General features: G+C 53.8%; 18 protein-coding genes and 2 pseudogenes. 9 read left to right on the forward strand and 11 right to left on the reverse strand.

Features of this window, described 5'->3' with window-relative positions; translation table 11 throughout:
* The 3 genes from CLV97_RS18320 to CLV97_RS03530 all read left to right on the forward strand — a co-directional run.
* Positions 1 to 276 (forward strand): hypothetical protein (locus tag CLV97_RS18320; protein WP_211295671.1); only part of this gene is annotated, 276 nt, incomplete at its 5' end.
* A 294-nt stretch (positions 277 to 570) separates the two neighbouring features.
* Positions 571 to 1710: an acyl-CoA dehydrogenase family protein gene (locus CLV97_RS03525; protein WP_106344296.1), complete on the forward strand. Its 1140-nt coding sequence runs from the start codon at positions 571 to 573 to the stop codon at positions 1708 to 1710.
* A 93-nt stretch (positions 1711 to 1803) separates the two neighbouring features.
* Entirely contained in the window at positions 1804 to 2169 is a 366-nt protein-coding gene (locus CLV97_RS03530; RefSeq protein ID WP_106344158.1) for an SCP2 sterol-binding domain-containing protein, read from the forward strand.
* A gap of 56 nt (positions 2170 to 2225) precedes the next feature.
* Here the strand turns inward: CLV97_RS03530 and CLV97_RS03535 are convergent, their stop codons facing one another.
* The 6 genes and pseudogenes from CLV97_RS03535 to CLV97_RS03560 form a co-directional block, all read right to left on the reverse strand.
* On the reverse strand, positions 2226 to 3179 hold the full coding sequence (locus tag CLV97_RS03535) for a GNAT family N-acetyltransferase (protein WP_106344297.1): 954 nt from the start codon (positions 3177 to 3179) through the stop codon (positions 2226 to 2228).
* A gap of 296 nt (positions 3180 to 3475) precedes the next feature.
* Positions 3476 to 4579: a tyrosine-type recombinase/integrase gene (locus CLV97_RS03540; protein WP_170070344.1), complete on the reverse strand. Its 1104-nt coding sequence runs from the start codon at positions 4577 to 4579 to the stop codon at positions 3476 to 3478.
* A gap of 469 nt (positions 4580 to 5048) precedes the next feature.
* Positions 5049 to 5501, reverse strand: coding sequence for a hypothetical protein (locus tag CLV97_RS03545; protein ID WP_106344160.1), 453 nt, complete (start codon positions 5499 to 5501; stop codon positions 5049 to 5051).
* A gap of 244 nt (positions 5502 to 5745) precedes the next feature.
* Positions 5746 to 7569, reverse strand: coding sequence for an asparagine synthase (glutamine-hydrolyzing) (gene asnB, locus CLV97_RS03550; RefSeq protein WP_106344161.1), 1824 nt, complete (start codon positions 7567 to 7569; stop codon positions 5746 to 5748).
* Between the two features lie 402 nt (positions 7570 to 7971).
* Entirely contained in the window at positions 7972 to 8475 is a 504-nt protein-coding gene (locus CLV97_RS18835; protein WP_342749764.1) for a hypothetical protein, read from the reverse strand.
* A pseudogene (locus tag CLV97_RS03560) lies at positions 8476 to 9417 on the reverse strand (endo-1,4-beta-xylanase); the annotation flags it as partial.
* Between the two features lie 608 nt (positions 9418 to 10025).
* Here CLV97_RS03560 and CLV97_RS03565 point away from each other — a divergent pair.
* On the forward strand, positions 10026 to 10607 hold the full coding sequence (locus tag CLV97_RS03565) for a LacI family DNA-binding transcriptional regulator (RefSeq protein WP_106344164.1): 582 nt from the start codon (positions 10026 to 10028) through the stop codon (positions 10605 to 10607).
* Positions 10608 to 10622: 15 nt separating this feature from the next.
* Positions 10623 to 11021, forward strand: a pseudogene (locus tag CLV97_RS03570) (substrate-binding domain-containing protein); the annotation flags it as partial.
* A gap of 120 nt (positions 11022 to 11141) precedes the next feature.
* Here CLV97_RS03570 and CLV97_RS03575 read toward each other — a convergent pair.
* The 3 genes from CLV97_RS03575 to CLV97_RS03585 form a co-directional block, all read right to left on the reverse strand.
* Entirely contained in the window at positions 11142 to 11636 is a 495-nt protein-coding gene (locus CLV97_RS03575) for an SRPBCC domain-containing protein (RefSeq protein WP_106344166.1), read from the reverse strand.
* Between the two features lie 55 nt (positions 11637 to 11691).
* A complete protein-coding gene (locus tag CLV97_RS03580; protein WP_106344167.1) occupies positions 11692 to 12033 on the reverse strand; it encodes an ArsR/SmtB family transcription factor in 342 nt (113 codons plus the stop codon).
* Between the two features lie 173 nt (positions 12034 to 12206).
* Entirely contained in the window at positions 12207 to 16484 is a 4278-nt protein-coding gene (locus CLV97_RS03585) for a S8 family peptidase (RefSeq protein ID WP_106344168.1), read from the reverse strand.
* 317 nt (positions 16485 to 16801) lie between these two features.
* Between CLV97_RS03585 and CLV97_RS03590 the strand changes: the two genes are divergently transcribed.
* The 4 genes from CLV97_RS03590 to CLV97_RS03605 all read left to right on the forward strand — a co-directional run bounded on the left by CLV97_RS03590 (position 16802) and on the right by CLV97_RS03605 (position 19049).
* A complete protein-coding gene (locus CLV97_RS03590; protein ID WP_106344169.1) occupies positions 16802 to 17488 on the forward strand; it encodes a cadherin-like domain-containing protein in 687 nt (228 codons plus the stop codon).
* 165 nt (positions 17489 to 17653) lie between these two features.
* The gene (locus tag CLV97_RS03595) at positions 17654 to 17929 is read left to right on the forward strand and encodes a DUF2642 domain-containing protein (RefSeq protein WP_106344170.1); all 276 of its coding nucleotides are present in this window, start codon (positions 17654 to 17656) and stop codon (positions 17927 to 17929) included.
* A 1-nt stretch (position 17930) separates the two neighbouring features.
* Positions 17931 to 18137 (forward strand): hypothetical protein, encoded by a 207-nt coding sequence (locus CLV97_RS03600; protein WP_092038679.1) that lies wholly within the window; start codon positions 17931 to 17933, stop codon positions 18135 to 18137.
* Positions 18138 to 19049, forward strand: a complete 912-nt coding sequence (locus tag CLV97_RS03605; protein ID WP_106344171.1) for an NAD-dependent epimerase/dehydratase family protein — start codon at positions 18138 to 18140, stop codon at positions 19047 to 19049.
* Between the two features lie 6 nt (positions 19050 to 19055).
* On the opposite strand, the gene CLV97_RS18730 is transcribed toward CLV97_RS03605, so the two are convergent.
* Together CLV97_RS18730 and CLV97_RS03615 are read right to left on the reverse strand one after the other, a co-directional pair.
* Positions 19056 to 19790 carry an acyltransferase gene (locus CLV97_RS18730; protein ID WP_106344172.1) on the reverse strand — a complete coding sequence of 245 codons (735 nt, stop codon included), beginning with the start codon at positions 19788 to 19790 and terminating at the stop codon, positions 19056 to 19058.
* Positions 19787 to 20896 carry a DegT/DnrJ/EryC1/StrS family aminotransferase gene (locus tag CLV97_RS03615; RefSeq protein WP_106344173.1) on the reverse strand — a complete coding sequence of 370 codons (1110 nt, stop codon included), beginning with the start codon at positions 20894 to 20896 and terminating at the stop codon, positions 19787 to 19789. Before CLV97_RS03615 ends, CLV97_RS18730 begins: the two co-directional genes overlap by 4 nt.
* Positions 20897 to 20959: the final 63 nt, after the last annotated feature.

The following is a 20959-nucleotide window of genomic DNA, read 5'->3' on the forward strand; positions in this document are numbered from 1 at the left end:
TGGGTTCGTCCTGAACATATAAAAACCTTCCTTCGGAATTGTTTTATTCCGAATTCAACAAAAAAGGCTGTTGACCCTTCTTTGTCAACAGCCTCAACCACCGCCTTATCGGCGGTGGTTTTTTCTGTACCGTTTCTTTGTACTGCGATGACCGCCATCTCGCGGCGGAAATGGGGGCACTTGCCGGGGCGGGACTTGGGAAAGAAGGCATACATGCCGAATCGGGGGAAATCATCGCGGACATTCGGTCCGGTCTCTTTGGCGCCGTTTGACTAGGATTTGGTCGCAGCTTGGCATGTTGACCGGGAGGAGCGCAGGAGGGGAATCGGCCAACTTAATCCTCCCCTTGTCGGTTCCCGTTGTGCAAATGATCTTACTTCTTGCACTTGACGGAACGCCCGACATCGTTCTACAATATTATCGAGTACTCTCCGGTACTGACCGGGCAGAGTCCCCAGGAACCGCTTGCGGGGTGGGGGAAAGGTGTTTTTCTTTTGACGGGATCGGTACCAGTACGTATCAGTATCTTTTCGGGGGTGAACGGCGTTGAAGACGAAGACCATGAGTGGCTTGAGCTTTCAGCTGTCAGAAGAACAGGAAGAGTTGCGAAAATGGGCCCGGGGATTTGCCGAGAAGGAAATCCGGCCCGTTGCGGCGGAGTACGATGAGAAGGAAGAGTTTCCGTATGAGGTGCTCAAGAAGGCGGCAAAGGTCGGCTTGACCAACTACATGGCCCCTGAAGAATACGGCGGGGGCGGTCTTACGAGCGTCATGGCCGCCTGCCTGATCCTCGAAGAGCTTTACTGGGGTTGCGCCGGCATCGCCACCTCCCTTTCGGCCGCCGGTTTGGCGGGGCTTCCCATCTATTACATGGGAAATGAAGAGCAGAAGAAAAAGTGGATCCCCTATCTGTGCGATCCGGAAAACCCTCGACTCGGCGCGATGGCATTGACGGAACCGGGTGCAGGATCCGACGTCAAGGCGATTCAGACCCGTGCGGTCCGCGACGGAGACGAATGGGTGATCAACGGGCGGAAGTGTTTTATCACCAACGGGGGCATCGCCGATCTGTACGTGGTGTTTGCCAAGACCGATCCGGATGCCGGATACTACGGCGTTTCCGCCTTTATCGTCCCCGGAGACACGCCGGGATTGTCCGGGGGCAAAAAGGAGCGGAAGATGGGAATTCGCGCCTCCCACACCGGAGATGTAATCTTCGAGGATGTGCGGGTGCCCCATGAGAACTTGCTCGGTGAAGAAAATATGGCCTTTTTCGGTGCGATGAAGATGTTGGAGTACTCCCGGCCGGCGGTGGCGGCGGGTGCAGTCGGAGTGGCCCGCGCGGCATATGAATATGCATTGGAGTACGCAAAGCAGCGGGTGCAATTCGGCCGTCCCATCTTCAAGAACCAAGCGATTTCCTTCATGTTGGCCGACATGAAGACAAAAATCGACGCCGCCCGATTGCTGACCTGGCGCGCGGCGGAGTTGGCCGACCGGGGCGAATCCTGCGCCGTGGAGGGCAGCATGGCCAAGGCCTTCGCTGCGGAGGTCGCGATGGAAGTGACGACCAATGCCGTTCAGATTCTCGGCGGTTACGGTTACATGCGGGACTATCCGGTGGAGAAGTGGATGCGGGACGCCAAGATTTTGTCCATCTACGAAGGCACGACGCAGATCCAGAAAAAGGTCATTTCTGCCGGATTGTGACGATTGACTCATCTTCGAACTTGTCAAACACTTGGGGTTGTTGTACTGTTATATCGAACAATAATATGACAAAAGCATGAAAGGGGAAAGAACATGGGTAAAGATTTGAAGGATTATACCCTGGAAGAAGTGTTTCAAAAGGTGGAAGAGGTTTTGAACAAGGAGCCGGGCCCGACCCAGGGAATTGAAGCGGTCTATCAATATGAAATCACCGGCGATGGAGGAGGAACCTATCAACTCCACCTGTCCAACGGCAAGGCGAAGGTGGAGAAAGGGGAAGCGGCCAATGCCGATTGCACCTTGCAGATGTCCCTGGACGATTTCCGGGATCTCCTTCTGGGCAACCTGAACGGAACCGCCGCCTTCATGGCCGGCAAGCTGAAGGTAAAAGGAAATCTCGGACTGGCGATGAAAATGGAAAACGTGTTGCGCCAGTACGATGTGAAGCAGTATATTTGATCCTGTAAGAAAACAAAGAAATCAGCCACTTCGCATGACGAAGTGGCTGATTGTTTTTATGCGCGCAAATCGATAATGTACTCGTACCTTTTTGCGAAGGGAACGTAACCTGCCCGTTTGAACGCGTTGGCCATGGGCAAGTTCTCCACATCGGTATCCGCCCGAATGACATCGACTCCGGCTTGAGCAAGAATCGCCGTTCCCCGATTGAGAAGAGCGTCGATATAACCACGGCCCCTCTGTTCCGGTACAACTCCGATGTAACCAATCGTCGCGTATGTCGGGTTGACAGCGGGCATCACCAATCCGATCAGATCCCCGTTTGAGGAGAAGGCGAGTTGCCACCAGGACGGATCATACGTAAAAAACTGCAAGTCCTTGAACATCAGCTGTGCTTGCTTCAGGGCCCCTTCCTGTTCGCGTTCTTGGCGGATCCGGCGATCCAGTGTTTGCTCGGAAACCCGCATCACCGCCTCGATAAAAGCGGCTTCTCCCACCTCAGGCAAGGTGCGAAATATCAACCCTTTTTCAGAAACGGGCAACGGGCTTCCTTTCGCCCTCCACTCAAATCGATGGGTCATCCGTTCCACGACGAATCCGAGGTGTTCGAGGAGCCTCATTCGTTGTTCCGGAAATCGTTGCCACTGAGGAGGCATCGGCGGCGTGTCCACTACATACCCGATTTGATCAACGCCCGTCTCCCTCATCAGAGTCAACGTTTCCTGCAACAGATGCGCGCCGATGGATAGATACTGCTCATGTTCCCAAGGCAGGTCCAACAGCACCAATGCTTCCGGCTTTCCGATCTTGGGAAGGGACCAATAGGCCACACGGCCCACCAGCCGATTTTCTTGCCAGGCAACAAAGCACCACTCCCGGCGGATCGACCCCTTTTTCATCATCTGGTCCACATACCGTTTCACGTCGTCGACATGGTTGGGATCGGTCCATGTGACGATGAAATCCCTCAATTCATCCGGCCGGACGGGGCGAACCGAGATTTGCATCATGTTTTCCCTTCTTTCCGATGTGTGTTTGACCTTTCGGGACGACATACAGCATCACGGTTCACCCCCCTTCCAATATTCGTTAAACAAAGAATAATCAAACGGAGGCAAGAAGTCAATGGGTGGCACAGCACCTGCCGAGGGAGTGAACGACAAGGATAGGGGCATGGGGAACATCGTGTGCTTCGTCGTCGATGTTCCCCATGCCCCTGGGAAAAGGGGAGAGCGCTCAAGACCAAGGTGATGATCCGGGAAATGCCTGCCGATGGCTTCCGGCCTTCGTCGGATAGGGGAGGATGTCACATCAAATTGTCCAGCCGCTTGAGCGCCTCATCCTTCTCCGAATTGATGACGTGGGTGTAGATTTGGGTCGTCTGGATGCTGGAGTGGCCGAGGATCTCCTGGACCACGCGCAGATTTTCCCCGTTGGAGAGGAGCAGGGTGGCCAGGGTGTGGCGCAACTTGTGGGGCGAGATATTGGCCGCCTTGGGAGGGAGATTGGCCTCCCGGACATATTTTTTGATCGCTTCGTAAACCCCCTTCCGGCTGAGACGGGTCCGATTGCGGTTGAGGAAGAGGGCCTCCCGATGCTCCGGGGGGATGCCGTCCGAGGGCCGTTGCGCCAGGTATTCCCGGAGGGCCCGGTAGGCGGTGTTGTTCAATTTCAGCATCCTTTCCCGGCCGCCTTTGCCGAGAACGATCACCCGCGCCGTTTCACCGTCCGGCTGAATGCTGTTCAAATTGAGGCCGACCAGCTCGGATACACGCATTCCGGTGCCCAGAAGGAGGAGGAGGATGGCCCTGTCGCGGGCTTCAAACCAGGGGAATGTGCGGTGATCCCCGCGGTTGCGCTCGTGATAGCTGCCGACCGCTTTGATGAGGCGGAGGGCCTCCTCCCGGGTGAGGAAGACGGGTACGCGGCGCCGGGAGCGGGAGCGGAGGGAGGCGTCCTCGTATTCCTGCATGGGATCGCGATCCAAATACCCGGACTTGACCAAAAAACGGAATAGAGAGCGGAGGGAAGCCCTTTTCCTTTCCTTTCCGCTGCGGGAATTTTCCCGGAAATGCCTCCGTTCCACCCACTGTTCCCGAATTGCGCCGGTCTCCGGGTCCTTCGAGCGCATTTTCACCCAGACGGTTCGTTCATACCCGTTTTCGATATGCCTGAAAAATCTCTGAATGGTGCGCGAAGTGACCGATTCAAAGTCGATGTTGCGGGAAGCGAGAAAATCGAAGAAGAGAGCGAAGTCGTAGGCGTAGTTGGCGATAGTTTGATGGGAGCGGTCGGCGCTGATCATTTCCAGAAAAAACTCCTGAACCGCTTCTGGAAAACGGGCGATGATCCGGTTGATGTTTTCCGGAAGGCGGCGGGAGATGACGGGAAAGTCGGAGGGGGCAGTCATGTTCATCGCTCCTTTTGTAATTTTGTCGCATGCAAATCCGAATGAATTCAGTCGAACGCTTTTCCCCCTAGGACCTTGTCCTCAATTAAAACACCGGGTTAAATCACTCAATACCAGATTACTGTAGATTTGGGAATTTTGCATGCGCATTTTGCGAAAAAGCGCAGGGTTCCTTGCGGCCGTACGATTCAAAGACGACGGGGGCGGGTTTTTTTACAGTCTACCATTTGAGGGATATGTATGTTGATCAGAGTGAAAAATTGACCTGAGCCTCGCACCGGGTATCGGACAGAGAAAACCCTAGCAAAATAATAATGACAGAGGAATCAATCCGGGAAGTGAAGGGCAAAGGGAACAGGTGGAGCAGGCGACACAAACAACAAACTCGGCGGAGCAATATTTTGTAACCTATTTTATTTCCTGTTCGGAGAAAAAACAAAAGCGCCCTCCTAGTTAAGGGCGCTTTTGTTCAATGATAGCGATACCAAACTTTCCATCCTTCACTGGTTTTAGCTGCGAACATCTGACCTTGTGACAAACTGGCACTCGGCCAAAATTCCGGGAAGAACAATTCCACGAGCATAGATTTCCCGGCAACCGCTTTACCGCATCGTTGCTCGGCGATTCCGGAGTAGGGGAAAGCCTCGGGGTGATCAAGGGCGATGATTCTCCTTACCTCATAATTTTGGTAACGAGAATCTTCCCCATAGGTCTCCCGGATCAGTTGAGGGAGCACATCGCGAATTTCCTTTTCGGCTTCGTCATCCGGTTTGATCAGATCATCCGCCTTCGGGCATCGCTCGGATGCCCTCGGTATCCTTTCCGTAGAAGCGGGAAGAAAAGAAAAGCCGGTCGCTCCGGTGACTGCCAGGACAAGTAAAAGGCAGAGTAGACCTTTATCAACAGTAAGGGTTCGTTTCATTTCATCACGCTCCTTTTTCTTATCCGAGGAATATTGTCCCTCGTTTCCTCTTGCAAAATACCCGCGTGTCCACTAATGTCCCGCGATCATCGCTTGTCTGAAAGGCAATGACGCCGAGATTGTTCTGACGTTTTTTCGGATCATCAGGAAAAGAGGGGGAGAGGAAACCGATTGGGAAATATCAATCTTCTCGAGGCAACAAAAAAGGCTGAGTGCTTATGAACACCCAGCCTTTTTCATGGGACTACAGTTTCAACGAGATCTTGTAGTCTTGCAACCATTGATTGACGTGAAGGATAAACTCCATCATTTTTCCGACTTCAAACGGAGCTTTTTCAAAGAGATGTCCGGAAATGTAGTTGAGTTTTTGTTTGTCCAAAAACGGAATCAGAGGCGCTTGCGGATCTTCGATCATTTCGTTCAACATCATGCGGATGTTTTGGTAGTAACTCGGATCCGTGTTTGACGGATAAGCGCTTTTCTTGCGGGTGAGCACTTCTTCCGGCAAATAACCTTGGAAGGCGCGGCGGAGCAGGCTTTTTTCGACTTTATCGATGGTTTTCATCGAATAGGGAACATTGAACAAGTATTGAACCAACCGGTAATCGCTGAATGGAACACGTGCTTCTAAACTGTTATGCATGCTCATGCGGTCTTTCCGCTCCAACAAAAACGACAGGAAGCGGGTGATGAAAAGATAAGACATTTCCCGCTGTTTTTCTTCGATTCCCGACTCTCCTTCCAATTTTGGAACCTCATTCACCGCTTCTTGATATCTGCGTTTTCTGTGTTCTTCCGGCCGGAGTTTCTTCAGCGTCTCTTCATTCAATATATCTCGGAAGTAGCGAATTTGTGCGCTCCACGGGAACGTTCCGGAAAACAAAAATTCATCCCGATGAAACCAGGGATATCCGCTGAAAACCTCGTCGGCGGATTCTCCGGACAGTGTAACCGTCGCATCTTTTTTCATTTCACGGAACAAAAGATGAAGCGATGCTTCCATTTCACCCAGTGCCGGCAAATCACGGGCTTTCAAGGGGAGGAACAAGTTTTCCGTCAACTCGTCGCGGTCAATGATTACCGTATGGTGATCGGTATTGGCATACTCTGAAACGATTTTCACAAACGGCTCATCCCGGCTGGCATGCAACAGGCTGGTTTTGAAATGTTGATCGCTTCCCGCAAAGTCAAGGGAATAGGTGCGGAGTCTTTTGCCTTCTTCCGCCATATACCGGGAAGCCATGGAAGCGAGTCCGCTGGAATCCAGGCCGCCCGACAACATGGACACGACGGGTTTATCGGCGATCAATTGACGTTTGACGGTGTCTTTCAAGATTTCCCGGATTTTTTCAACCGTCGTATCCACATCGTCTTCATGCGGCTTGCTTTCCAATTTCCAATATTGGTGATGATGCGCTTTTTCTTTTGTGAAAATGATGTAATGACCCGGCCGGACTTCCTGAATTCCGCGAAACACACCAAAACCGGGGGTGCGGACGGGACCCATCGCGAAGATTTCGCTGAATCCTTCGACGTCCACTTCCGGTTTGACTTCCGGATGCGCCAGAATGGCCTTTAGTTCGGAGCCGAATAATAGGCCGGAATTATGTACCTTAAAAAAGAGGGGCTTGACTCCGAGGCGATCGCGTGCCAACATCAACGCGCTGCGCCGTTCATCCCAAATGGCAAAGGCAAAAACCCCGTTTATGCGCCGGAGAAAATCTTCTCCCCATTCCAGATAGCTGTGCAACAAAACTTCCGCATCCGATTCCGTCCCGAAACGATGACCGAGGTTTTCAAGTTCGGATCTCAGATCTCGATAGTTATAAATAAACCCGTCATAGGAAAGTACAATGGAATGATCCCCGGAGCGATAAACCATCGGTTGTTTTCCGCCGGCAGGATCGATGACGAAGAGACGACGGTGACCGATCGCCGCGCGTTGGGAAAACCAATTCCCTTCATCATCCGGACCGCGGTGCCGAATCGCATCGGTCATCCCGCGCAAAACATCCTGTTCTTTGGACAGATCTCTTTTCCAATCAACCCATCCTGCAATTCCGCTCATGTCAAATCATCTCCTAAAACAAACGAAATTATCGATATATTTTTATTATAAATCAACAGCAGAGGATGTGAAAATGGTTTTTATTATTGGACATGTAATAGCCGATCCCGGAGAAGTGATTTATAAGATATTGAGGCACACAAATAATATCAAAACAAGCGAATCCACATATCCCGGACACAAGCATGTTCCTCAGCGGGCAGAGGAAAAGTATTCAAAATATGCTTGGATTTGCATCGACCGATGGGAGATTTTCTCCCTGAAGCAACTCCTATACCGCTTTTTCGGGGCTTAAAAAAGTTACAAAATGTTTCTTTTGTTACTTTGAATGAAAATCCTGAACAGAGGCGGCTCAAATCCGTTTCGACCCGAACAAAAAAGCCCCAAATAAGGGGCTTTTTTTCAATCCCACAGATACACATTGTCGACGTAGACGGAAGTCTGGCCCGATGAACCTTCGGTTCCGATAAACTGTACGCCGTACTCTCTGATGTCCGAAGTGTTTACGCCGGAGAGATTCAACGTCAATTCTCTTTGTTCACCGGGGCGGATGGTCTGCCAGCCGCTGTCCTTCCAGGTGTAGTTGCTTCCGTATTTGACGTACAATTTCACGCCCAGTCCGTTTCCGTAATTTCCCCAGGTCGCTCCCTTGACGGTGGCTCTCAGCAGCGAATGTCCGGAGAAATTAAAGTTTCCGCTCTTGTACAGATAGTGTTGGCTTCCGTTGGAAAGCAGGATATCCCCTTGCAGCGAGCGGGATCCCTTTGCGCTCCAGGCATCGGTGGACCAGGGGCCTCCCACCAAGTTGCGTCCGCTCCATCCCTCCGTTCCGTACTCGAAGTCGGCGTAGGCTTCGTCGCCTCCGCCTCCTCCGTCTCCTCCATCGCCGCCGTTTCCGAAGTACACTTCCCTGAGCCAGGTCAAGGCGGGGCGTTCCTGACCGGAGCGGGTGATCAGATGGGTTCCGTCCCTCCAGGTTTCTCCTTCAATATAGCCCCAAATGGTGACCCCTTGCACCGCCGGGTGCTCCCACAGAACCGGGAATTTCTCTTGATATCGCGCCAATTGCGTCTGATCATCCCCGGTCATGTCGAGTTCGGAAACATAAATGGGCAATCCGGTTGAAGCCAGCATATTCAAAACATTTCTCATGGTGCTGACGCTTACGTCATCCATGTTGAAATGATGGCATTGAATGCCGATTCCGTCGATCAACCCCCGGCTTTTGAGCAGCTGGATGATCTCCACATATTGGGCGGCGGCATTGGGGTCGCTGATGATCCCGTACTCGTTGATAAGCAATTTGGAATCGGGAAAGGCCTGCCGGGCCTGTTCAAAGGACCAAATCACCCAGTCCCAGCCCGTCGATCCGTTCCCTCCGATGGCATCCTTATAGGAAGGCGGCGCGTGCAGGGGTTCATTGACCACATCGACGAATTCGGCTCCTCGGTACCGCTGTCCGGCCGCCTGGATCCATTCGATCACCTCCGCCCGCTGTTCCGATGCGGGAAGACTGCTCACCCAGCCGGGCTCCTGGCTTCCCCATACCAGCGTGTGGAATTTGAAGGGAAACCCGTTGTTCTTGGCGTAATTGTAGGCCATATCCGCCTGACTCCAATTCATGTTACCCCTCGAAGACTCAACGGATCCCCATTTCGTCGAATTTTCCGGGGTGACCTGATCCCAATAAGTGGCGAAGTCGGACGGGATGTAATCCGCGATCACATTCCCCAAAAACTTGTCGTCCGCGATTCCCGCATAGGCTGAATTCTGGCCGGCAACCGGTAAAGCCAAGGAGAGAAGCAAGACGAGCGCGGCGGAAACAATGAACGGTTTGGACCTCAACATACGAAAACCTCCCGGTAAACCTTAAGGTATTCGCTTGAAGCACAAATCCGCTGTCGCTCTTTTTCCCCGGTCGTCTCCATAAACTTCAATCAAAGACAAAACAAAGATATGCCGCTGTGCTCCCGCTTCCTCCCCCCTTTCCATCTTTTTCTGAGCTGAGAACAATGATTTTTCGGCAAGTTGTATGCTTTCACGGACAATTGTGAATTGATATATTAGTTAGTGCATTGTCTAAACTAATTATAACAACTCCTTCCAGCAAAATCAACACAAATATCGAATTTTTTTGATTAATACAAAATAATTAATGCAGATGTTGCTTCCTCTTCCCCTGCGCCGTCTTTGGGCCATATCCCTCCCCGTTTGAAAAAAACCTTGACCTGTAATGCATTACACAACTTACCTTTATGCTGAAGAGTATCCTTACGGAGGGATGCGCGTGGAGAAACTGATAATCATTGTTCTCTTCTTGCTTTCGGTGGGCAGTATGTGGAAAGCGGGATCCTCCGTCTCCCGCCGGATGTCGGAGGATCCGGATAAAAAGGATGATTTGTAATTAAGGCAGTATTTATAATTAATGATAAAGTACTGGTCTGGTGGTGACTGGAATGGCAAACATCAAAGATATCGCCAAAAAGGCCGGTGTTTCGACGGCCACCGTCTCCCGGGTGCTGAACGGTCATCCGTATGTGTCCGAACGGAGCCGTCTGGCGGTTGAAGAAGCCATGCGCCAGCTGAATTACACTCCCAATTCCTCGGCGGTTCATCTGAAACGGGGAAAAACCGGGGTCATCGCCGCAATAATCAAGCGTATCGACCACCCCTTCATGAGCGGTTTGATGCAGGGAATCGGCGAGGTCGCCTTGAGAAAGGGATATCAGATCATGGTTTGCCAAACCCGGGTTCAGGCGCAGGAAGAACTGAGATTCCTTCATCTGTTGCAAACCAAACAGGTGGACGGCATCCTTCTCGAAGACATGCAGAACGATTGGGAAAAGGTGGCCCCTTATGCCTCCAGCGGCCCGCTCGTTCTGGTGAATTCCTATGAGAAAAAGGCCACCGTCCCCATGGTTTACGTCAACAACTACAACGGCGCCCGGCAGGCCCTTCTCCACCTGGTGAAAAAAGGACACCGATCGATCGCCGTCTGCCTGGCGAAACAAAAGAATGCCTTTTGCACGGTGCAGTGACCCCGCTGGCAGGCCTATCAGGATGTCCTCTCCGAAGCGGGAATCGAAATAGACAGTCGCTATATCTTTGAAAATGTGAGCACGGGCAATGTCCTCGCCGGAAAAGAACTCTTCCGGACCATACGGGAGATGTCAGACAAACCCACCGCTCTGTTCGCGGGAAGCGATCAGGTGGCAGCGGGCTTTATCCTCGAGGCGAGAAGACACGGCATCCGGATTCCCGAAGATATCGCCGTTGTCGGATTTGATGATCAACCGATCGCCGAACTGATGGACATCACAACCGTATACCAACCCATCAGGGAAATGGGAGAACACGCCTCTGAAATGCTGTTCCGTCTGATTGAAGGTTTGCCGGTCGACCAAAGCGCTGTCGAAATGCCTCACCGCTTGGTGGTTCGATCCACTACCTGACAATGGCGCTGGCAGCAAAATCATCACCCGGCCCGAACCCTATATTCCCGGGGACGAGTCGGGTGATGATTTTGCTTCACCTTTTTCATTGCGTCACCAGACAACCGGAGACCTGTACGATCAAACCTTTGACAGGTAATCGGCAAGCTGATCCAAGGTTCCGGCAAATCCCTTCCGAACCATATCGTGTGCTTCCTTGAATGTCTCGAGCTCCTCCTCTGTCGCGGAAACAGGCATCCCGCGCATGGTTAGCGTCGTCTTTCCTCCATGCTCAGCGAAAGTCAACGTGTTCAGGATTTCCAGCGGCCAGGTGGGGCTGAATGGAGCCCGGACCGTGTTTCCCTCCTCATCAGAAAAGGAATTGGTGTAGACGAGCCTCTCCGGTTCCACGATTTCGCGATAAACAAATTTGCCCCACAGCACTTCGCCTCCGGGGGATTGCTGGCTGTAGAGAAAGATACCGCCCGGACGGAGATCAAACTTGGCCACGCTGATTGTGAGACCTTTCGGTCCCCACCAGTGCTTCAGGTGCTCCGGATCCGTAAACGCCTTAAACACTAGCTCCCGAGGCGCATCGAAGGTGCGCGCGATAACCAATTCGTACGGATTGGACAATTCAATTCCTCCTTATGATGTTGTGCCGGCGAATCAAAAACCGCGATGTTCCGTGTCAGGACTGTTTTCCGCATCCCTCTTTCTTTTCCTTTGCTTGCACTTCGCGCAGATAATCGTCCAACTGATCGAATCTCTCGTCCCAGACACGGCGAAAGGATTCCAGCCAATCGTCCAGCTCTTTGAGCGGCTGGGGTCGCAGCTTGTAGATCCGCCGGTTGGCGATCGGATGCACCTCGACGAGCCCGGCATCACTGAGTACACGGAGGTGTTTGGAAACTTGAGGCTGCCGGAGCCCGAGTTCAGTGGCGATTTCCCCCACTGAACGGGGGCCGTCACGCAAGAGTTCGATGATTTTTAACCGGTTGGACTCGGCAAGAGCACTCAAAATCGCTTCCATGACTTGATTATACCACGAAAGGAATATTCCTGAAAAGGAATATATGATATTTCTTTCGACAAATCGGGACCGGCGGCAAAGAGCTTAAAGCGTTCCGGCATACCGTATACACGATCAACAATAAGATCGCGGTCAGATCTTGCATGAAGATCTGACCGCTTGAATTCGTCCGGTCACTTGATATTCAGCTTACCCTTGGCCGCCTTCGACGCGGTGTTGCCGTAATCATCCGTCACGCGCACTTCGATGGTTGCGCCATTGACCTTTATCTTGTCTTTCCCTTTGGGGGCTGTCCAAACCCCGACATAGTGGCCGGGAGAGACTTCTCTCATGGGAATGCCGCCGGACTGAGCCGTCCGGATCTGTGGCAGGTAGATGACGAATTCGGCGGAAAGCTCCGGCTGGCTTCTCAGTTCCACCGTCACCGATTGCCCCGCCTTGAGGGTAACATCCTTGTCAGGCTTGACATGTTCGATCGTCGGGGGCGTGAACTTGGCGTAAACCGTAATCTCTTTCTCTCGGATGTTTCCCGCCTTGTCCTGAGCAACGACTTTGATTCGGTTTTCGCCGCTGTCCAGTGCCAGTCGATGGGAGTAGGATCCGTCTTCCTTCACAACCGCTTTGACGCCGTTCATCGTTACCCGGTCGAGATGTTCGTCGATCGCTCTGCCTTCCACGGTGACCGCCTCGCGGTTTGTTTTCAGTCCATCCGCCGGATCGTCGATGGTGAGAGTCGGCTTCTCCTGATCCAGGATCACCTTCACCGGTTCGGAAAGATCTGTCTTTCCTCGATCCGTTACCGCGGCGGCAGTAAGTACATTTACACCTTTTTTAAGCGTGAGCTTCGCCTGGAACGTACCCGTATCCGTTGTTCGGACAGCGGCCGCCTCTTCCCCGCCGTTATAGAGATGGATATCGACGGACGGAGCCGACCTTCCCTCAATCGTCACTTCGGATTGGTTGGTAAAGGTGCCGTCCGCAGGTGACGTGATCGTCGGCACGGGAACTTCGTATTCCACCCGGGCACGGATCATGTAGTTTCCTTCCGATGCGGGCGTCGGTGACCAGGTGCCGCTGATATACTGCCAGCTGCGTCCGGCGTTGGGGCTGCTTTCATCGGTGGCCAGACCGGGGGAATTGGGGTAAGGATCGGTCTGCAAAAAGACCATGTAGAAGTCGCCTTCCACCATGATCCCTTTGTCGCTCAAATCGACCGTTGTCCAGGTGCCGTCGCGGGCCGCGTCGGCCTCAAAGGGCCCGGCGATCCTTTTCCCCGGCGCTCCGTCTTCTCCGCTGTCATCGTAGACGGCCACCTGAAAACGGGTTCCCCCCGGAACCGGCCATTCCGTATCCCAGAATCGGAACAGACCGGCAGTGACCATGGCTCGCTCCTGCCCCTCCTCCAGCGACATTTTCACCGCCCAGCCGTTTCCGGCATCGTAGAAGGAGCGGGCGTTTTCGGGGGTTCCGTCGTCATATCCGATTTCGTTCGGATACCCGATAAAGGGCTTGAGAGCGATATCCTGCTCCGTCACCTGATCGCCGGAAATCGTGATCTTCGTCTCATTGCTGTAATAGTACGGAGCGAGGGTTTTCAGCGTGTACGTCCCTTCATAGGCGGTGATGGAGTAGCTGCCGTTTTCATCGGTCGTCACCGGGATGATCGCCGCATCTTCCACCAACAGCAAGGTGGCGCCGGCAATCGGTTTTCCGGTGGCTTGGTTGGTGACGGTCCCGCGGACCACACCTTGGGGAATCGGTTGCAAGGTGAAGTTGGCTTCGGTCGCCTCGCCGGATGTGATTTCCACCCGCTGATCCACCGAGCGGAATCCGTACGTCTCCGCCCGGAGAGTGTATGAGCCGGCTGCATGTCGCATCGCATAGCTTCCGTCTGCCGGGTGGGTCGTCACCGATCGGCCCGTTTCGAGCACGCTCACCTTTGCCTCAAGGGGCAAGGATTGGGGGGAGACCGTGTAGGATTTGTCTTTTGCGGCAATGGGATGCTGAATGTTGACGCGCTTGCCCGGTTTGATCGCATCCGGATCAATCGGAGCACCCTTTTTGTCGGACGCTTTGGCGTTCGTCTGCGGAGCCTGCTGTTTCACGGGCGGATCGTCGAGGGGGGTGTCGCTCAGGCGGACGTCATCGATGTACCATCCGGGTCTGACCACACTGTAGTCCGTTGTGACATTAAAACCGATGTAGATGCGCTGCCCTGCATAATCGGACAGATCCACCTCTCCGTCGATCCAGCCGTCCGAGAGATCGGTAAACCTCGATAGCTGCGTCCAGTTCTCCTGGTCCGTCGATACGAAGACATGGCCGTAATCCCAGTTTTGCTCCAGGTTGTACCATTGTTTGAACTGCAGGTAGGCATTTCCTTTCGGCAGTTCGATCGGCGGCGTCACCAGCGTCATGTTGGCGTTGCTGGCATAGTCGCCGTCCAGGTTGGTACCGTATACTCTCTCGCCCGAGTAGGCTTGCCCGGGACCCGAGCTGGGTTTGCCCCACTGCCAGGAGTCGTTTTGACCAAAGGAATACCAGCCGACGGGCGTCGATTCGAAATCCTGGAAATAGCCGATGGTGATCCCCGACTTCACATTTACCTCATAGACATCCGACATCACATCGTTCCCGCCGTAATCGACAATACGCCACTTGTATTGAAGCTTCGGCTTTTTGATCCCATCGGCTGGAACGGTAGCCTCATAGGTTCCTTCCCGATAATCTCCATGCACGCGCTTTGCTTCCACGGAAGTCCAATCACCCGCGTCATCGGAGCGGTACTGCAATTCCACCTTGAGAATGCTGATGTTGTCCTGCGCGTCCACCCTGAGCGGAAGATCCATGTCCGTGTAAGTTTCTGCGGGGGCCTCGTGCCGGTATTGCGGAGGTTCGTCGTCTTCCCCTTCCCGCACCACATGTCCGCGAACCTCCCCGATTCCCGTCCGCACGGACGAAATTGCGTCAAATACATTGAGCAGCCCGTGTCCGTAGCCGTTGTTGGGCGAATCGGGGTACTGGCTGTCGGTGAGAGGGATTGCCGTTTCAATGAGAATGCGCTCCATGTCGTCGACGCTGAGGGAAGCATCCGCCTGTCTGAGAAGGGCGATCGCTCCCGAGACATGGGGGCCGGCCATGGAAGTGCCGTTGTACCCGGCATACCCCCCTCCCGGCACGGCAGAACGGATTCCGGCGCCCGGAGCGACCAGCTCCGGCTTGATTTCCCCGTACGGGGAGGGTCCGCGCGACGAAAAGGAGGCAATGCCGTTGTTGATATCGGTTGCGCCGGTGGCGAAGGATTCGGGAAAATTGGCCGGGCTGGCGACGGTTTCGCTTCCCGGACCGTCATTCCCGGCGGAAAACTCGGGGAAAATGTCGGCCGCCCGCCAGTTTTGCACCATCGGGCGATACCATTCGTCGATGCCCGCTCCGCCGCCCCAGGAATTGTTCACCACGTCGGGGGCTTTTTCCGGATGGGGATTGCCCTCCGCATCTTTGGGGGCCAAAATCCATTCGCCGGCGGCGAGCAGATCCGAATCGCTGGCATTGCCACTGGCGTTAAACGCTTTGACGGCGATCCACTTGGCGCCGGGAGCCACGCCGATCCGGTCGGATCCATCCGGCCCGGAGCCGACCATGGTGCCCATGGTGTGGGTTCCGTGCCCGTTGTCGTCGTAGGGAGATTCTCGCCCGTTTACCGCGTCAAACCAGTTGAATTCGTGATCCGGGGCATCGGGATCGTCGGGGTTGTAACCGCGGTATTTTTCCTTTAACGCGGGATGATCCCACTCGACTCCGGAATCGATGTTGGCCACGACGGTTCCCGAGCCATCAATTCCCAGATTCCAAACGGCGGGAGCGCCCACTCTCTCGATGTTCCATTCGATCGTCGCGGTTTTCGCGTTTGTCGAACCCGCGTCAGCCCGGTGCAATTTGCGGATCTCATCGGGCAACAGCTTGTCCACTTCCGGGAACGAGGCCAACTCTTCCATAACTTCCTTCGTCCCGGTCACCGCCATTGAATTGACAATATAATAGGATCGGAATGTTTTTACTCTTCCCGCCCTTTTTTGTTTTTCCAGGAATGCCTGCACGTTTCGCTGCGTGCCGAACGCGGTGGCCCGAAGTTCCGAGACCACGGCGGAACGCTTCATCAAACGGGTCTCAAAGGGAGTCTTTTTTTGTTTCTTCGCCATTTCGGCGGCTTCAGCTGCCGCCTTCTTCGTGTCTGCCTGTTCCTTGAACTTCACCAAGAACGTGACAAACTCGTTTTCGGCAAATTGGCCTTTCAATTTGCGGTTGATTTTTTCTTCGATTGTTTTTGGGCTGTTTTTGTGTAGGGAGGTATGGGTTTGTTTAGTTTGGGTTGCAAACGAGTTGACCGGCAAAACCAGTAAGGCAATCAACAACAAGAGAAACAACCGACGCGGCAATCGGGATTTTCCCATTTCCGTTCCTCTCTTTCATTTAGATTCCGACAGCGCCGGGGGCGATGAAGCGAACGATCGAACCTCCTCTCTTTGGGTGGCTTCTATTATATTACTATTATACTAATTTTTTCATCCAAAACTAATATGCATTTTGTCTTGTATCCGAAACAGCGAAACACACGGGAAAACCTGCTTTTCCTTCTCCGCCCCCTCGCTTCGAAGACAATGCGTGCCAGGGCTCCAAACGGTCTATCGCACAATTTTTCTTTTCCTGCGCATCAGCCTTTTCTCTCTACTCTATAAAAGCGTATTGATAAATTGGGAGGTGAAATGGGTTGATCGTCAACATCCTCAATAGCGTGTTCAATTTCGTTCAAGGGGTTGTTTCCACGATCTTCGGCTCCGGCGTTCTTCCGCCGCAACCGCCGCTTCCTCCGCCGCCTCAGCTCCGACCCATCGCGCGGGACGATTTCTATACCACCGATGAAGGAACCCCTCTCTCAGTCCCTGCCCCCGGCGTGCTGGCCAACGATTTTGACTTCAGGGGACTTCCCCTCACGGCCATTTTGGTCAGCAATCCGCCCAACGGCACGCTGACATTCAACTCGGATGGCTCCTTTGTCTACACGCCGAATGCCGGCTTCACAGGAACGGATACCTTCACATATCAAGCCAGCAACGGGGTTTCCAGATCCCTGGTGGCTACGGTCACCATTACTGTAAACGCCACGAACCAGCCCCCCGTTGCTAACGATGATTCCTACACGACCGCTGTGGATACTCCCCTCACGGTTCCTGCTCCCGGCGTGCTGACCAACGACACCGATCCGAACGGCGATCCGCTGACGGCCCAGTTGGTCACCGGTCCCACCAACGGCACGCTGGTATTAAATCCCGACGGCTCCTTCACCTACACTCCGAACGCCGGCTTTACCGGCACGGACAGCTTTACCTACCAAGCCAGCGACGGAAGCGCCCTGTCCAATGTCGCCACCGTCACCATTGATGTGTTGACTCCGTGACAAATAGATATTGAAAAAAATGACTCCCCCTATCCGTCAGGTTATAGGGGGCTTTTTGATGAAAACGGGCAAAAAACAAGCGTCTATTTTCTGAGAGGTTTGTAATATTTGCCCTTACTCTTTTATTCTCCGACAAATAATCTATGATCACGGAGGTGAAGAAGAGTGGTGTTAAATAACACGCTGAATGAAGTATTTGATTTTGTCGAAGAGATCTTGGGTATCGTTCTCAACCGGGGCGTTCCGGACGACCAGTCCATCAGACGTTTGTTCCAATCCTACTTGGGGATGAACGTCACCGTTGAAACGACCGGAGGCGACGTAACCGGACAAGTAACCTTTGTCGGATCCGATTTCCTCGAGCTGCAAGCGGGCGGGGAGATCATTTTGATTCCGTTCAGCAGCATTATCTTTGTCTCTCCCCAGGGAGGTGTGATGTGAGATGGATCTGGAAAACCGGCTTCGCCAATTCATCGGCCGTACGGTCCAAGTGGTGGTTCCCCAGGGCAGCGGCCCGTTTGAAGGACAACTCGTCAGCGTGACCAACGGTGCCTTCACGATTCAGACGGCTCCTCCGCCGGGATACGGCTCTTCCAGCCTTCTGACCTTCCTCATCCGAAACATCAGCTATGTGAGGATCCTGGCATAAATGATATTAATCACCGGCGCCGCGGGATATATCGGAACCAAAGTGGTTGAATTTCTGTCGAAACAAGGCGTGCCGATCCGGGCGATCGACAACTTCCGAGTACAGCCCGTGTCCGAGATCAACGGTGTTCCCATCGAGAAGATGGATCTGACGGCGGAAGAGGATGTGAAAAAGATGGTCCGGGATGTCGACACCATCATCCATCTCGGGGCCGTCAGCGATATCGCCCAATGTGAAATCCAGGCAAGGGATGCGGTACTGATCAATCTGCTCTCCCTCAAATACTTGATCCGCGAAGCCGTCAACGCAGGTGTCGCTAAAATCATCTTCCCCTCCTCTTTCGCCGTCTATGATCCTCGCTCGACGACGATCACCGAGCAATCGCCGGTTAATCCCAGAAACTTTTACGGACAACTCAAGAAGTGGGCGGAAGAGATGCTTCTCGCCGAACAAGCCAGAGGAAATCTGGAAACCGTGATCTTTCGACAGTCCAATGTTTACGGAAAGAGCTGGGTGTCGAAGCAAACCGTAGTTGAAAGCTTCTGCAGGGCTCTGCTTGCAAATCAAAAAATCCTGGTCCGCGGAACCGGGCGGCAGACCCGCAACTTCATCCACGTGGATGATGTGGTATGGGCCTACTACCAGGCCCTGTCCCCTTCCATCCGCGGCGTATACAATCTCGGCGGAGAAGAGACCCGTAGCATTTGGGATCTCGCACTTCTGGTCAACCAAGTCGGACAGGAGTGCCTCGGACGGTCCGTGCCCATCGTCCGCCAGCAGGAAGATGGCTTCAGGGAAGAAAGGACGTACTTCACCGCATTGGACAACAGAAAAATCAAAACGCTCTTCAAGGGGAAAAAAATGAAGAGCCTCAAAGAGGGGATACGGGAATACTTCCTGGAGCCCGCTTAGGATCAATTAGGATCTTGGAGGAAGATTGGAAAGCCACTGGTCTTCGGGAACCGCCCGGAAGGGTTTGGCCGGAACCCCTTTGACAATGGTTTTGACGGGGACATCCCTGGTCACCACACTGCCCGCCGCAACAAATCCCTCTTCATGAATCGTCACTCCCGGAAGCAAGACCGCTCCGGCCCCAATTCTTCCTCCTCTTTTTACATGAACCCCCTTAAAAGTGATCGGATGCGGGGCGCGGGCCGCAAAGGGGTCGTTCGACGTAACCACGCAGGGAGCCACGAACACATCGTCCTCCAATCGGGAGTACGCCGTAATATACGCATTGGTCTCCAACTTGACCCGGTCTCCGACCTGAATGTGATTTTCCAGCGTCACCCCTCTTCCGACGACACACTTCTTTCCAACCACCACATGTTCTCTTACGGTCACGAGATCCGCGATGAAGCAATGTTCGCCGATGACGCACCCGCGGTACAAAATGCTGTTGCTCCCGATTTGCACATCGTTCCGGATCTTCGCAGGGGCCGTATTGGCCTCCCTCTTTCTCATCGGTTTCTTTCCCAAAATCGTGTTGTCTCCGATTTCCACTCGGTCCCCGATCATCGTCTGTTCATGAATGATTACGTGGGAACCGATTTCCACCTCATCCCCTATGATCACCTGGGGACCTATGTAGGAAGACATCCCGATGCGGACATTTCTTCCCAGCTGCGCCTGCGGATGAATGAAGGACTTCAAAGGCCCTTCCCCTCCTTGAAAAAACGGATCACTTTCTCAATGATGATCTCCTGCTCCCCATCGGAAAGTTCCGGATAGACCGGCAAGGCCAGCGTCGTTCCCGCAACCGCCTCCGCCCGGGGCAGCGAAGGAACGGGAAAGCGGTCTTTCCAGGCCTTCTGGTGGTGCAACGGCATGGGGTAATAGATTTCGCAGCCGATTCCATGGCTCGCGAGCCATTTTTTTAGGGAGGCGCTGTGGGGGGTGCGAACAACGAACAAGTGGTAGACCGGGGTGATTTGGGAATCCTCCGCGGGGAGTTGAAGAGGCAGCCCATGAAAGGCCTCTCGATAGCGCCGGGCCAACATCCGCCGTCGACCATTCCACTTAGGGAGATGTTTTAGCTTGATGCGCAGGATCGCCGCCTGAATCTCATCCAACCTGCTGTTGAACCCGAAACGGGAATGGTGATACTTCCGGTAGGCCCCGTGGGTGCGCAACAGGCGGATCCGCTCATGCAGCTGCGGGTCGGACGTCGTGATCATACCGCCGTCCCCCATCCCGCCCAGGTTTTTGGTGGGATAAAAGGAAAAACAGCCGGCATCGCCCCAGGATCCCACCGGTTTGCCCTCGATCTCGGCGCCAATCGCTTGGCAGGCGTCCTCCACCAGGCGCAACCCGTAACGTTGCGCAAGGGACGCCAAAGCTTTCATATCCGCTGGGCGACCGAACAGGTGCACCGGGAGGATCGCTTTTGTGCGGGGCGTGATCGCCCGCTCCACCTGCTCGGGATCCAGGTTGAAGTGGCGGGTTTCAATATCCGCCAGGACCGGCCGGGCGCCCGTATGCACGATCGCTTCGACGGTGGCGAAAAAGGTGTAAGGGCTGGTGATCACCTCGTCTCCTTCCCCCACCCCCAACGCCTGCAAGGCCAAAAAGATGGCATCCGTTCCGCTGTTCACGCCGATTCCGTAGCGGGTTCCGCAATACTCGGCCATCTCCTTTTCGAAGGCTTCCAAGTTTTTTCCCAAAATGAATTGTCCCTGATCCAGCACCTCTCCGACGGCGCGTTCCATCTCACCCTTAAGGGCTTGATGTTGTCTCTTTATGTCGATTAACGGTATCATCCGCCCCCCTCCTCCATCTCTTTCATCCTATGATGGACGGATGTGAAATATTTCTGAAGGGAG

The sequence above is a fragment of the Planifilum fimeticola genome (assembly GCF_003001905.1).
GTDB lineage: Bacteria > Bacillota > Bacilli > Thermoactinomycetales > DSM-44946 > Planifilum > Planifilum fimeticola.